Genomic DNA, 13341 nt, shown 5'->3' on the forward strand with positions numbered 1-13341 from the left:
GTCCGGGTGTGCGTCGCCTTCGTGTCTCGGCGTGCGCCACCCTCGTGCCCCGGCGTGCTTTTGGCCGGGTCAGGCGTTCCACCAGGGGCGCAGGGGGGCATCCCAGGTCTGGTTCTCGCCGAGCTTCATGCCGAGGACCTGGTGCAGCTGGATGACGTTGCGCTCGAAGCCGAGTACGCAGCCCGCCATGTACAGGCCCCAGACCTTCGCGGTGCCCTCGCCTACCTCGGCGACGCAGTCGTCCCAGTTGGCGACCAGGTTCTTGCACCATTCCCGCAGGGTGAGGGCGTAGTGCGGGCGGAGGTTCTCCTCGTGCAGGACCTCGAGGCCGACGTTCTGGATGTCGGAGATGATGCGGCCGGAGCCGATCAGCTCGCCGTCCGGGAACACGTAGCGGTCGATGAAGTCACCGGCCTTGGTGGTGCGGGTGTTGTCGGGCCGGGTGATGCAGTGGTTGAGGAACAGGCCGCCGTCACGCAGTTTGCTCTGGATGTAGCCGAAGTACGCCGGGTAGTTGTGCACGCCGATGTGCTCGGTGAGGCCGATGGACGACACCGCGTCGAACGCGGACTCGGGCACATCGCGGTAGTCGGAGTGGCGCACCTCCGCCAGGTCCTGCAGGCCCTCCTCGGCGATCTTCTTCTGCGCCCACTCGGCCTGCTCCTTGGACAGGGTCGCCCCGATCACCTTGACCCCGCGCTTGGCCGCGTAGCGGACCATGCCGCCCCAGCCGCAGCCGATGTCGAGCAGTCGATCACCCGGCTTCAGGTGCAGCTTGTCGAACACCAGGCGGTACTTGTTTTCCTGCGCCTGCTCCAGCGTCCAGTTCTCGTCGCCGTACACCGCGCAGGTGTAGGTCATGGATGGGCCGAGCACGTACTCGTAGAACTCGTTGGAGACGTCGTAGTGGTGGTGAATCGCCTCGGCGTCACGGTGTTTCGAATGCCGCAGGCCCTCCAGCGCGATGCGCCGCCAGCGCGGCAGCGTCTCCTGCGGCGGCGGCGCGATCGGCTTCAGCGCATCCCAGCCGAGCGAGCGGGCGATGGTGACCAGCGCCAGTGCCGACGGGCGCCGGAACTTCAGGTCGCTCATCGCGCGCAGGAAATCGTAGGGGTCGCCCGGGTGGACACCCTCGGCGAGCATATCGCCGGAGATGTAGGCGCGGGCCATGCCGAGATCGCCGGGGGCCGTGGCGATGTAGTTGATCCCGCGCGGCGTGCGGATGTCCAGGCGGTACTGCGAATCCTCCGGGCCGCAGCTGGATCCGTCGTAGGCCGTGAACCGGATCGGCACCGGGCCATCGACCAGAGTCTCGAAGATCTCGGCAATGGTCAGCCTGGTTCCCAGTTCCGCGAAGACGTCGGAACGATCTTTGAACGTGGTCACTTGCGTTGCACCGCCTTCGAATACAAATCCAGCAAACGATGATCTGGGTCGTAGTGGTTCTTCAGTTCGGGATAGACGTCGCCGCCGTACAGCTCGGCGAACTCATCCTTGTCGTAGTAGGAATCCGAGTACAGGGATTTGTGCCCGTCCAGCTCGGACACCTTGCGCTCGATGGCGCGGTTCGCGGCTCCCTCCTGCTGCCCGGGCACGGACGGGACCGACGACCAGAAGCCGACATTCACGTAGGTGCGCTCGGGCTCCAGCGGGTACAGGCTCCAGGGGCGTTCATCGGTGGTATGCCCCGTGTCACGCAATCGAAGCGGGCACAGCCACACCGGTTCGATCGGGATCTCGTCGAGGAACCACCGCATGAATTCGGCGGTTCGCTCGATCGGCACCTCGATGTCCTGCACCACGCGCTCGCGTGGCGGATTGCCCTTGCGGGCCTCGAGCCGGTCGGCGATGTCGTACTTGTGGTCCAGGGCGATCAGCTTCCAGTAGAAGCTGGAGCGCCGGTACTGCCGGGGCCAGAGTCGGCGGATCTTCGGGTTCTGCGTGCCGAAGGCTCGCGAGCACCAGAACCAGTCGGTGTCCCAGCGCCACAAGTAGTCGTGGATGGTCAGCCGGTCGCGCTTGGGCTGCTTCGAGTCGTGCTGGATGGAGCGGTAGTAGACGTCCATTCCGGTGTAGTCGCTGACCGGGCCGGGCTCGTCGGTCTGGCGGCCGAGAATCAGGTAGCTCTCGTCGGCGGTGAATACGACGCCGTCGAGGTAGTCGACGCGCTCGTCGGCGTAGGAGCGGTCGAGGACGATCTGCGCCATCACCGCTTCCAGCTCTTTCAGATCGTGGAAGCGCACGTGCCGCAGCGCCACGTAGGGCTGCACGGCCTCCAGTTCGATCTTCAGCCGGGTCGAATAGCCGAGCGTGCCATAGGAGTTCGGGAATCCGCGCAGCAGATCGGCGTGCTGTTCGGGCGTCGCGGTGATGATTTCTCCCGCGCCGGTCAGCACGTCGAGTTCCAGGACCGATTCGTGCGGCAGACCGTTGCGGAACGAGGTCGACTCGATGCCCAGGCCGGTGACCGCGCCGCCGAGCGTGATCGTCTTCAGCTGCGGCACCACCAGTGGCGCCAGCCCGTACGGCAGCGTCGCGGCGACGAGGTCCTCGTAGGTGGTCATACCGGCCACGTCGGCCGTTTCGGCCTGCGGGTCGACCGCGATCACCCGGGTCAGGCCCGACACGTCGAGGCCGGGTGCGGGGTTCTTGGCCCGGGCGCGGAACAGGTTCGACGTCTTCTTGGCCAGCCGCACGTTCGCGTCCCGAGGTATGGCGCGATAACTCGCCAGCAGTCGGTCCACCCCCGCCCGATGCGCGGCAAATCCTGATTCGTGTGCGGCCGGTGCGCGGCCGGCCTTCCCCAACAGACTCACTGCCACCCCATGACGCTATCTCTCTCCGAAAAGAGAGGCCACTGTGAGGGTACCTATCCGTCCGAATTTTCACGCACATGTTGCACAGCGTTGGGGAATTGTCCCGATGTCCGATTCGAAGGCTTCCACGCAGCTCACGGCGGTAATTAGCGGGTCTAACTGTGTGATTTCCGGGGTTTCCGGGCACAGCGGCCGCCGTCGACATGTGTGCCCGCGACCGATGGGGACGCGGATCACCGATCGACGATCAGGGTTGTGGATTCTCGTCCGGTCTGCGCAACCCGACGACCAGCAGCGTGCCGACGCCGAGGGTGACCACCGACCCGATGCCGAGCGCGATGAGGGCGGAATTGCGATCCCGCTTCTTCTGCTCCTGGTAGCTGCGGGTGGTCATGCCGCGCTTGCGCTTCTTGGTGGTGCAGGTATCACCGGGCTTCATCACCCGGTTGTCGCACGTGACCTTCCCGGAGGTGACCAGACCATGAATGCCGTACCCCAACGGCACCACTCCGGCCACCAGCCCGATCGCACACCACAGAACCACCGCCCCAACGCTCCGCTTAGCCTTCACCATGTTCCCCCCTGCATTTCGCTCGATACCGGCTCCCGATAGCCGGGGCCACGTCGCAGCCTAACGCCACATCCAGGAACATCCACGCGAAATCACCCTCGGGATCCCGGTGCGCACCAACTCGCCGACCTCACCGGCAAGACGCCTCACTCTCCCGTTCCGGCAACGTGGCCCGTGCTCTCCAGTTCCGGCAACGTGGCCCGCGCTCTCCAGTTCCGGCGAGGCGCTTCCCTCCTCTATTTCCCGGCATGCTTTCGGCCGGGATCCGCCATCGCAGAGGTGGATTCGTGCTTGCCGGTGGTGACGCAGGTGGCCCCGGTAACGCTGGCGACCCGGCGGCCCCGGACCGCGGCGTAGCATGGCCCGGCGGTAGTCAACGTGCACACCGCAGACTCAAACAAGGAGTTCACAGTGGGACAGGTCAACGCCTCCAGTTCGATCGTCGTTCCGGCCGATCCGCAGCGCGCACTCGAGGCGATCGCCGACTACGAGACGGTGCGCCCCCGCATCCTCTCCGGGCACTATCACGACTACAAGGTGCTCGAGGGCGGCAAGGGCGCGGGCACCGTCGCCGAGTGGACGCTGCAGGCCACCGAGAAGCGGTCGCGCAACGTGCACGCGGTGGTGTCGGTATCGGATTCCATGGTGACCGAGCGGGATTCGAACTCCACGCTGGTGACGACCTGGACGGTGACGCCGTCGGGCACCGGTTCGCTGGTCACGATCCGTACCAGCTGGAAGGGCGCCGGCGGCGTCGCCGGATTCTTCGAGGGCATCTTCGCACCCCTGGGGCTGAAGAAGATTCAGGCCGAGGTGCTGGAGAACCTGAAGAAGGAACTCTCCTAGCTCGTCAACCCTTCGCGATATCGAACAGGTTGCCCTCCGGGTCGGCGAGGGTCGACCAGGTGATCCCGTACTCGTCGAAATCGGCGATGTGCTTGGCGCCCAACGAGATCGCCCGCTCGATCTGGTCGCGCCAGTCGGTCGCGGCCAGATCGAGGTGGACGACGTTCTTCCCCGGATTCCGGTCCGGGACGCGCAGGAACATCAGCGTCGGCGATAGGGTCTCGCGGCCGATCGTCGCGAACTCCGCGTTCGCCTCCGGATCGATCGGCTGCTCCAGCAGTTCCGCGTAGAACTGCGCCAGCGCGGCCGCGTCGGTGCAGTCGATGGTGATGTTCACGAGCCTGGGCGGCATGGGTTTTCCTCTCTTCAGAGCTGGCCGACCGGCCAGCAGACTTCGGTGCGCAGCGTCTCGGGGTCGTCGACGTCGTCCGGGCAGACGACGTACATCTCCCGGATGGGCTCGTGCAGCGCGGTGTCGTGCTCGGCGACATGGCTGCCCAGCGTGCCGTAGGTGCGGTCGAAATCGGTGAACGGCCCGGCGTGCACGGCGATCGCGAAGCGCCGGGCCGGAAGTTCGATCACGGCAGCGCCTTTCGCATCCGCGAGCCGCTCGCGGTCGGCCGCGGTGATCGGTACGAACGCGACCACCTGGCCCACCTCGTTCTCGAAGAATTCGGGGGAGTAGGTGGCGCCGCTGATGCCCGCCGGCGCCACACCCGCCGCGTCCAGCAGTCCGAACAGCCGGTCGAAGGCGACGCCACACCAGTCGCCGATGCCCGCGGTGGCCACCACATCGGTCATCGACAGCGCGGGAAACGCGGGGACGGAACGGTATTCGACCGCGATCGGCGCGCTCGGCAGCAGCAGGGCCCGCAGCGATGCGACCACGTCGCGGGTGCGGGCCAGCTCCGCCTCCATGCGTTCCAGGTGCGCGCGCAGCGCCTCGTCGCGCGCCGCCCGGTCCGGCGCGGCCAGTACCGTGCGGATCTCCGGCAGCGGCATGTTCAGGTCACGCAGGCGCCGGATGAGGTGCGCCTCGGCGACCTGCCCGGTCGAGTAGCGCCGATACCCGGAGCCGGGGTCGATCGTGACGGGCTCCAGCAGCTCGATCTCGTGGTAATACCGCAGCGTCTTCACGCTCAGGTAGGTGAGCCGGGCAAATTCTCCGATGGAGACTGTCGCGGTCATGACTCACAGCAAACACCCTCCAGTCGGTGGAGAGTCAACAGCCGCCGGGCGTCAGGGGTAGGTGAGCACGAAGGTGAGCAGCGGGGTCGTCTGCAGCGCCCCTCTCCACCACGAGTAGCCGAACCACACGTTCGGCGTGACCTCGCGGATCTCGTCCCAGATCTGCGGGGTGACCGAGGGCTGGTAGTCCAGTGCCCACATCGGCTGCCCGTCGATCAGCGAGGGCGCGAGGTAGACGTTGGCGGGGAACCCCTCGATTCCGGCGCCGGTGATGCGGTTCATCAACCGGCCGCCGTCGGGGCCGGTGTAGAACTTCTTGCCGAGCCAGAACGTCGGCGCCATCGCCTCCACGACGGGCGGGCGCGCCACCCAGCCGTTGGTGACGCCGCTGGGCACGGCCCCCGGGGCCGAATCCATGAAGATCCGGTCCTGCTGCTCCGGGGAACAGATATCGCGCAGCGCGATGATGGTCGCCTGCGGGTTGTCTGTGTACAGCGCACAACCGCCGCCGTAGTCGGCGTCGGCGTGCGCGACGGGCGCGCTGATCGCGGCCGGTACCAGGGCGAGCACCGCCGCCAGGCATACCGGCGCCACCGAACGCGCGACGGATTTGCCTACATTCGCACGGTCTACACGCATTGCTGCCTCCACCAGTAACCCGACCCGTCTTCGATCGTAGATCGCTATCGCCGGGTGGATAGGGGAGTAGACCCAACCGTGACTACGCTGGAGCACAACCACTTCCCGCAGAGAGGACAGCCCGTGGAGCCCGGTGGACAGGTCGACATGCAGGCACTGCTTGCGCAGGCCCAGCAGATGCAGGAGGCCGTGATGGCCGCACAGGCCGAGATCGCGGAGGCCGAGGTCGAGGGCGAGGCTGGGGGAGGCCTGGTCAAGGTGACGATCAAGGCGACCGGTGAGGTGCAGTCGCTGCGGATCGATCCGAAGGTCGTCGATCCCGACGATGTCGAGACCCTGCAGGATCTCGTCGTGGGCGCGGTCAACAACGCGATGTCCAACGCGCAGCAGCTGGCCGCGGAGAAACTGGGCCCGCTGGCCGGTGGCATGGGCGGTGGTTCCATGCCCGGCCTCCCCTTCTGATCGAGGCGCGAGGTGTACGAGGGTCCGGTTCAGGATCTGATCGACGAGCTGGGCAAGCTGCCCGGCGTCGGTCCGAAGAGCGCGCAGCGCATCGCCTTTCACCTGCTGTCGGTGGAGCCGCCGGAGATCGACCGGCTGCAGGCCGTCCTGCAGAAGGTCCGCGACGGCGTGCGGTTCTGCGCGGCGTGCGGCACGGTCTCCGACGGTGAGCTGTGCCGCATCTGCGCCGATCCGCGGCGCGACCGCACCCTGATCTGCGTGGTCGAGGAGCCCAAGGACGTGCAGGCCGTGGAGCGGACCCGCGAGTTCCGCGGCCGCTACCACGTGCTCGGCGGCGCGCTGGATCCGCTGTCCGGGGTCGGCCCCGACCAGCTGCGCATCCGGGAACTGTTGGCGCGCATCGGAAATCAGGACGACGGCGTGGACGTCACCGAGGTGATCATCGCGACCGACCCGAATACCGAGGGCGAGGCGACGGCCACCTACCTGGTCCGCATGCTGCGCGATTTCCCGGGCCTCACCGTCACCCGCCTGGCCTCCGGCCTCCCCATGGGCGGCGACCTGGAATTCGCCGACGAACTCACACTCGGCCGCGCCCTCTCGGGCCGCCGCACCTTGTGATCCCGGCCGAAAACACGCCGGGAACAGCGGAAAACGGCACTTCCGGTTACTGTCACGGAGGTGAGTCCCGAGTTCTTGCTGACAACGCTGGTTATCGTCGTTACGCCCGGGACCGGTGCGCTGTATACGCTGGCCGCGGGGCTGAGCCGGGGGACGCGGGCGAGCGTGATCGCCGCCTTCGGGTGCACGCTCGGGATCGTTCCGCACATGGTCGCGGCGATCACCGGCCTGGCAGCGCTGCTCAACACCAGCGCGATCGCCTTCCAGACGCTGAAGTATCTGGGCGTCGCCTATCTGCTCTACATGGCCTGGAGCACGTTCCGGGACAGGGGGACGCTCGCGCTCGATGAGCAGCGCGCGTCCGGGCCCGCGCCCACGGCGCTGCGGGTGATCGTGTCGGCGGTGCTGCTCAACCTGCTCAACCCCAAGCTGACCATCTTCTTCTTCGCGTTCCTGCCGCAGTTCGTCAGCCCGCAGGAGGCGCACGCCCTGCCGCGCATGCTGGAACTCAGCGGGGTCTTCATGCTCGCGACGTTCCTGGTGTTCGCGGCCTACGGCGCCTGCGCCGCCGCGGTGCGCCGCCATGTCATCGACCGCCCCGCCATCACCACCTGGCTGTGTCGCGTATTCGGCGCGTCGTTCCTCGCTCTCGCGGGCCGCCTCGCTCTCCAGAACCAGTAGGTGAGTTCAGAGTTCGACGGACTGCCAGTCCAGAGCGTCGAGGCGGGTCCGGTCGCCGGTGGTCCAGTCCCAGATGAGGTCGGCCACCTGGGCGGCGTCGGTGAGCCGCGTGCCGAAATGCCGCTCGGGGGAACCGTCGCGGTACTCGAGCGTGTAGGCGCCCGCGCCGTCGCGGAACGTCTGGATGTAGTCCTGGGGCGCGCGTTCGACGATCAGATACGGATTGGGCGGGGCCAGGTTCGGGATCCAGTCGTGGATCAGGACCTCGGTGAGATACGGGAATTCGCCCGCACCGCCGTGGCTGACGATGACCGGGACGAGCCCGGCCGGATCGATCAGCCAGGTGAGCTGCGGGTCGTAGACGGCGTAACCGCGCGGCGTGGCGAGATCGAACAGCAGCCCGCGCAGGTGGCCGATCGCATCGTAGGGGCTCGAAACATACAGTGCCGCACCGGTTTCGGCGCCGCCGACCGGCGGGTTCGCCAGGAAGCTGTCGGGCTCGGGCAGTTGCTCGTTGCGCTTGTTCAGCTCGGCCGCGATCTGGGTCACCGTCTCCGCCTCCGGTAGCCCCCGCTGGGCGGTCAGATACGCGTCGACCTCGTCGGGGCTCGCGGCGGCGCCTGACGGCAGTAGTACGTGGTCGTAGCTCACCCGGCCAGGCTACGGGGCCCGGTGCAGGTCTCCGTGACCGCACAGCCGCAGCCTCCGGCCACGTCGAAACAATCGACGACGAAGGCGTGCCGGGAATGGTCGGCGTCGTAACAGTCCGCATCGGTGCACTCCACCGACCTGTCGCGGTGTACGACAAGCGTGCCGTGGCAATGGTCGAGCGCCGAATCGCAGGAGAGACAGACCCGCACGTGCATGAAGACCTCCTATGAGAAGACCGTCCGCACTATCGGTCTACCATTCCCGTCCGACAGGCTCGCGACCCTGACAGCGTGTCGTCCGCGGTTGTCCGGAAGCCCCCGTGACGGCCGGGCGCACGATAGGTCCGGTAGGGCAACCCCTCCGCAACCGGTACCGGCCGCTGTGAAATCATCGACCTCTACCTCCACGGGTTTCAGGGCGAGGAGTGCGCATGACAGCCGCCGTCACACCCACCGGCGCCGAGCCGGGCATGGTCGACATCAATCGGTACGACGCGGAGCACCGGCGCTGGCAGGCCGAGGCGGTCGCCAAGGTGCGGGCGGATATGCGGCGCTCCTCCGACACCCACCTGCTGCGGGTGCCGACGCCCGCGGTGCCCGGGGTGGACCTGTATCTGAAGGACGAATCGACGCATCCGACCGGGTCGCTGAAGCATCGGCTGGCGCGCTCGCTGTTCCTGCATTCGCTGTGCAGCGGCTGGATTCGCCCCGACCGCCCGGTGATCGAGGCGTCCAGCGGTTCGACCGCGGTCTCCGAGGCCTATTTCGCCCGGCTGATCGGGGTGCCGTTCATTGCGGTGATGGCGCGCGGCACCAGCCGGGAGAAGGTGCGGCTGATCGAATTCCACGGCGGGCGTTGTCATTTCGTGGACAACGCGAACGAGGTCTACGATGTGGCGGCGCGCCTGGCACGCGAGACCGGCGGGCACTACATGGACCAATTCACCTTCGCCGAACGCGCCACGGACTGGCGCGGCAACAACAACATCGCCGAGTCGATCTTCCACCAGCTCGCCGAGGAGCGGCATCCGGAACCGGCGTGGATCGTCGCGACGGCGGGCACCGGCGGCACCTCGGCGACCCTCGCCCGCTACATCCGCTACACCGGCCGCGCGACCGGCATCTGCGTCGCCGACCCGGACAATTCGGCATTCTTCCCCGGTTGGCGGGACGACGATCCCACCGTCACCACCGAGATCTGTTCGCGCATAGAGGGAATCGGGCGCCAGCGCGTGGAGCCCAGCTTCGTCGCCCCCGCGATCGACCGCATGATCCACGTCCCCGACGCCGCGGCCATCGCCGCGATCCAGGTGCTGGAGGACCTGATCGGCCGCAAGGCGGGCGCCTCCACCGGCACCGGACTGTGGGCCGCCTTCCACATCATGTCCGAAATGGCGCGCGACGGGCGACAGGGCAGCGTGGTCGGCCTGCTCTGCGATCCGGGCGACCGCTACATCGACAAGTACTACTCCACGGATTGGCTTGCGTCCCAAGGCATCGACATCGAGCCCTGGCAGTCCCGGCTGCGCACCTTCCTCGAAACCGGAAGCCTGTAGTCAGGTCGTCAGCAGTCGTACCACCGCGATGATGCCGACCACGACGATCACCCCGCGCAGTACCGCCGGGGGCATCCGCCGCCCCACCGTCGCCCCCAGTTGCCCGCCGATGATCGAGCCCACCGCGATCAGGGCGACGACCTGCCAGGCCACATCGGCGATGAATATGAAGATCAGCGCCGACAGGGCGTTCACCAGCAGCGCCAGGAAGTTCTTCACGGCGTTGAGGCGCTGCAGTTCCTCGTGCACGAATATTCCGAGCAGCCCGATCAGCAGCACGCCCTGAGCCGCGCCGAAATAGCCGCCGTACACGCCCGTCGCCAGCACCGCCAGCCACAGCAGCAGCCCGCCGTGTTCGGGTGCGCTGCCGTCGGCCTCTCGTCGTCGCCTGACCCATCTCGACAGCCGCGGCTGCACCACCACCAGTACCAAGGCGGCGATGATCAGCACCGGCACGATCGCCTTGAACGCCTCGGCGGGGAGTTTCAACAGCAGAATCGCCCCCGCCGCACCGCCCAGCAGCGATGCCGCGCCGAGCCGGAGCAGCCGGTCGCGCTGCCCGGCGAGTTCGCGCCGGTAGCCCACCACACCGCTGAGCCCGCCCGGCACCAGGCCGATCGTGTTCGAGACATTGGCCGTCACCGGCGGATAGCCCAGCGCAAGCAGCACGGGAAAGGTGATCAGCGTGCCGGAGCCCACGATCGTATTGATGCATCCCGCCGCGATACCTGCCCCGAACACGGCCAATTGCTCCAGCAAGGTCATGCTCAGTTCTTGGCCTCCGCTTCGCTCCGAAACCCTTGCGGGGTGAAGTTACTTGGCCAACGCTTCTCGGCCGAGTTCCGGGGGTGGAGACCCTTGGCCGGGGCCGTTCGGCGGGTCGGACTTTCACCCCCCGATCGCGCACCTGTAAGCTCGCGATCATCATGCAGCGGGCACTCCTTCTCGGCCGCCGCGACGGGGTCTGATACGGACCGGCTCCCGTCGCGGGGTTCAGCTGTGCCGGTCGACCCAAGTAATTGGGACACACCAAACCCACACTCTCGGAGAATCGCATGTCACCCGCTGACGCCTTCGTATCCGGATCGCGCACCATCACCGCGCCGTCCAAGCCCGCGCCCGCCGACCAGCCCGCGTGGAACAAGCAGCGCAATTCGTCCATGCCGAGCTATCGGTACCGGCCCTTCGCGGAGGAGGTGCCGGGCGGCATCGCCGAGCCGGTCCCGTTCGACCGCACCTGGCCCGACAAGGTCATCGACCGCGCCCCGGCGTGGTGCGCCGTGGACCTGCGCGACGGCAACCAGGCCCTGATCGACCCGATGAGCCCGGCCCGCAAGCGCCGCATGTTCGACCTGCTGGTGCGGATGGGCTACAAGGAGATCGAGGTCGGCTTCCCGTCGGCCAGCCAGACCGATTTCGACTTCGTCCGGGAGATCATCGAGGACGGCGCGGTGCCCGACGACGTCAGCATCCAGGTGCTGACCCAGTGCCGCCCCGAGCTGATCGAGCGCACCTTCCTGGCCTGCCAGGGTGCGCCGAATGTGATCGTCCACTTCTACAACTCCACCTCCATCCTGCAGCGCAAGGTGGTGTTCCGCGCCGACCGCGAGGCCGTAAAGAAGATCGCCACCGACGCGGCGAGCCTGTGCCTGCAGATCGAAAAGCAGTACCCGGACACCAACTGGCGCTACGAGTACAGCCCGGAGTCCTACACCGGTACCGAGCTGGAGTACGCCCGCGATGTCTGCGACGCGGTCTCGGCGATCATCGCACCCACCCCCGACAAGCCGATGATCATCAACCTGCCCGCGACCGTCGAGATGGCGACCCCGAACGTGTACGCCGACTCGATCGAGTGGATGAGCCGCAACCTGGCCCGCCGCGAGTCGATCGTGCTGTCGCTGCATCCGCACAACGACCGCGGCACCGCCGTGGCCGCCGCGGAGCTGGGCTACCAGGCGGGCGCGGATCGCATCGAGGGCTGCCTGTTCGGCAACGGCGAGCGCACCGGCAACGTCTGCCTGGTCACGCTGGGCATGAACCTGTTCTCCCGCGGCGTGGATCCGCAGATCGACTTCTCCAACATCGATGAGATCCGCCGCACGGTCGAGTACTGCAACCAGCTGCCGGTGCACGAGCGCCACCCCTACGGCGGCGATCTGGTCTACACCGCGTTCTCCGGAAGTCACCAGGACGCCATCAACAAGGGTCTGGACGCCATGAAGGTGGCCGCGGACGCCGCCGACTCCGATGTCGACGACATCACCTGGGAGGTCCCGTACCTGCCCATCGACCCGAAGGACGTGGGTCGCACCTACGAGGCCGTGATCCGGGTGAACTCGCAGTCCGGCAAGGGCGGCGTCGCCTACATCATGAAGACCGATCACGGCCTGGCGCTGCCGCGGCGGCTGCAGATCGAGTTCTCGCAGGCGATCCAGCAGATCACCGACGGCGAGGGCGGCGAGGTCACGCCCAAGGAGATGTGGGACGTCTTCGCCGAGGAGTACCTGAACCCGATCGTGCCGCTGGAGCGCATGCGACAGAAGGTGAGCGCGTCCGAGACCGACGGCGGGACCGACCACATCGATGCCGTGGTGAAGGTGGACGGCGTCGAACAGGAGATCTCCGGCGAGGGCAACGGCCCGCTCGCGTCGTTCGTGGACGCGCTGTCGACCATCGGCTACGACGTGCGGGTGCTGGACTACTCCGAGCACGCCATGTCCGCGGGCGACGACGCCCAGGCCGCGGCCTATGTCGAATGCGCCGTCGGTGACAAGGTGTCGTGGGGTGTCGGCATCGCCACGTCCATCACCACGGCGTCGCTGCGCGCCGTGGTCTCCGCGGTCAACCGCGCCCAGCGGAACGGCTGAGCAGCAAGTGGGACCGCCTCGCCCTCGCGAGGCGGTTCCCACTCCCGGGGGGAGTGCGAATTCGGGTTGTCCACATGTGGATAACTCCGGCTCGCCGCTGGTACCGACCCGGTCTGCGGCGGCACGGGCCGCTGCCCAGCGTGCTAGTTTTGGGGGGCATTCAGCGCCGAGCTCTCTGCTCGAAACGACCCGAGCAGATGGGGGAAACGTGACACCTAACGACAACTCGACCTCACCACCTTGGTTGCAGAACCACAGCGTGGACGTGACCGCCGAGCAGGACGATCCGACCTCGAAGCCGGTGCACGACGAACAGGCCGACGATGCCGAGGCCGCCCAGGCCGACGCCGGGTCGCCGCCTGCTCCGGACGCGGAGTCCACCGACTCCGATTCGGCGCACGAAGAGCAGGCCGCGGGCATCCTTCCGCCCGTTCCGGACTC

Annotated in this window: 14 protein-coding genes; 6 read left to right on the forward strand and 8 right to left on the reverse strand. The window is 67.4% G+C overall.

Annotated features, from left to right (window positions below; genetic code table 11):
* Window positions 1–69: 69 nt before the first annotated feature.
* The 3 genes from ACYVLQ_RS11545 to ACYVLQ_RS11555 all read right to left on the reverse strand — a co-directional run bounded on the left by ACYVLQ_RS11545 (window position 70) and on the right by ACYVLQ_RS11555 (window position 3360).
* Entirely contained in the window at window positions 70–1386 is a 1317-nt protein-coding gene (locus tag ACYVLQ_RS11545) for a class I SAM-dependent methyltransferase (protein WP_460697384.1), read from the reverse strand.
* A complete protein-coding gene (locus ACYVLQ_RS11550; protein WP_460697459.1) occupies window positions 1383–2816 on the reverse strand; it encodes an FAD-binding oxidoreductase in 1434 nt (477 codons plus the stop codon). Before ACYVLQ_RS11550 ends, ACYVLQ_RS11545 begins: the two co-directional genes overlap by 4 nt.
* A 247-nt stretch (window positions 2817–3063) precedes the next feature.
* Complete coding sequence (locus ACYVLQ_RS11555) at window positions 3064–3360, reverse strand: hypothetical protein (protein WP_460697385.1); 297 nt, start codon at window positions 3358–3360, stop codon at window positions 3064–3066.
* Between the two features lie 438 nt (window positions 3361–3798).
* Here ACYVLQ_RS11555 and ACYVLQ_RS11560 point away from each other — a divergent pair, with 438 nt between their 5' ends.
* The gene (locus ACYVLQ_RS11560; protein WP_460697386.1) at window positions 3799–4233 is read left to right on the forward strand and encodes an SRPBCC family protein; all 435 of its coding nucleotides are present in this window, start codon (window positions 3799–3801) and stop codon (window positions 4231–4233) included.
* A 4-nt stretch (window positions 4234–4237) separates the two neighbouring features.
* On the opposite strand, the gene ACYVLQ_RS11565 is transcribed toward ACYVLQ_RS11560, so the two are convergent.
* Genes ACYVLQ_RS11565 through ACYVLQ_RS11575 form a run of 3 tightly spaced genes read right to left on the reverse strand, consistent with a single transcriptional unit; the run spans window position 4238 to window position 6060 of the window.
* The gene (locus ACYVLQ_RS11565) at window positions 4238–4585 is read right to left on the reverse strand and encodes a VOC family protein (protein ID WP_460697387.1); all 348 of its coding nucleotides are present in this window, start codon (window positions 4583–4585) and stop codon (window positions 4238–4240) included.
* Between the two features lie 14 nt (window positions 4586–4599).
* A complete protein-coding gene (locus ACYVLQ_RS11570) occupies window positions 4600–5421 on the reverse strand; it encodes a MerR family transcriptional regulator (protein ID WP_460697388.1) in 822 nt (273 codons plus the stop codon).
* 51 nt (window positions 5422–5472) lie between these two features.
* Complete coding sequence (locus tag ACYVLQ_RS11575) at window positions 5473–6060, reverse strand: hypothetical protein (RefSeq protein WP_460697389.1); 588 nt, start codon at window positions 6058–6060, stop codon at window positions 5473–5475.
* Between the two features lie 123 nt (window positions 6061–6183).
* Between ACYVLQ_RS11575 and ACYVLQ_RS11580 the strand changes: the two genes are divergently transcribed.
* Genes ACYVLQ_RS11580 through ACYVLQ_RS11590 form a run of 3 tightly spaced genes read left to right on the forward strand, consistent with a single transcriptional unit; the run spans window position 6184 to window position 7824 of the window.
* Window positions 6184–6522, forward strand: a complete 339-nt coding sequence (locus tag ACYVLQ_RS11580) for a YbaB/EbfC family nucleoid-associated protein (RefSeq protein ID WP_460697460.1) — start codon at window positions 6184–6186, stop codon at window positions 6520–6522.
* A gap of 12 nt (window positions 6523–6534) precedes the next feature.
* Window positions 6535–7143 (forward strand): recombination mediator RecR, encoded by a 609-nt coding sequence (gene recR / locus ACYVLQ_RS11585; protein ID WP_460697390.1) that lies wholly within the window; start codon window positions 6535–6537, stop codon window positions 7141–7143.
* A 60-nt stretch (window positions 7144–7203) separates the two neighbouring features.
* Window positions 7204–7824: a LysE family translocator gene (locus tag ACYVLQ_RS11590; protein ID WP_460697391.1), complete on the forward strand. Its 621-nt coding sequence runs from the start codon at window positions 7204–7206 to the stop codon at window positions 7822–7824.
* Window positions 7825–7830: 6 nt separating this feature from the next.
* On the opposite strand, the gene ACYVLQ_RS11595 is transcribed toward ACYVLQ_RS11590, so the two are convergent.
* Window positions 7831–8475 carry a hypothetical protein gene (locus ACYVLQ_RS11595; RefSeq protein ID WP_460697392.1) on the reverse strand — a complete coding sequence of 215 codons (645 nt, stop codon included), beginning with the start codon at window positions 8473–8475 and terminating at the stop codon, window positions 7831–7833.
* 469 nt (window positions 8476–8944) lie between these two features.
* On the opposite strand from ACYVLQ_RS11595, the gene ACYVLQ_RS11600 reads away from it, so the two are divergent.
* The gene (locus ACYVLQ_RS11600) at window positions 8945–10030 is read left to right on the forward strand and encodes a PLP-dependent cysteine synthase family protein (RefSeq protein WP_460697461.1); all 1086 of its coding nucleotides are present in this window, start codon (window positions 8945–8947) and stop codon (window positions 10028–10030) included.
* Here the strand turns inward: ACYVLQ_RS11600 and ACYVLQ_RS11605 are convergent, their stop codons facing one another.
* Window positions 10031–10795 (reverse strand): sulfite exporter TauE/SafE family protein, encoded by a 765-nt coding sequence (locus ACYVLQ_RS11605; RefSeq protein ID WP_460697393.1) that lies wholly within the window; start codon window positions 10793–10795, stop codon window positions 10031–10033.
* 290 nt (window positions 10796–11085) lie between these two features.
* On the opposite strand from ACYVLQ_RS11605, the gene leuA reads away from it, so the two are divergent.
* Window positions 11086–12900 carry a 2-isopropylmalate synthase gene (gene leuA / locus ACYVLQ_RS11610; protein WP_460697394.1) on the forward strand — a complete coding sequence of 605 codons (1815 nt, stop codon included), beginning with the start codon at window positions 11086–11088 and terminating at the stop codon, window positions 12898–12900.
* The last annotated feature ends 441 nt before the right edge of the window (window positions 12901–13341 follow it).

The organism is Nocardia thraciensis (genome assembly GCF_054782435.1).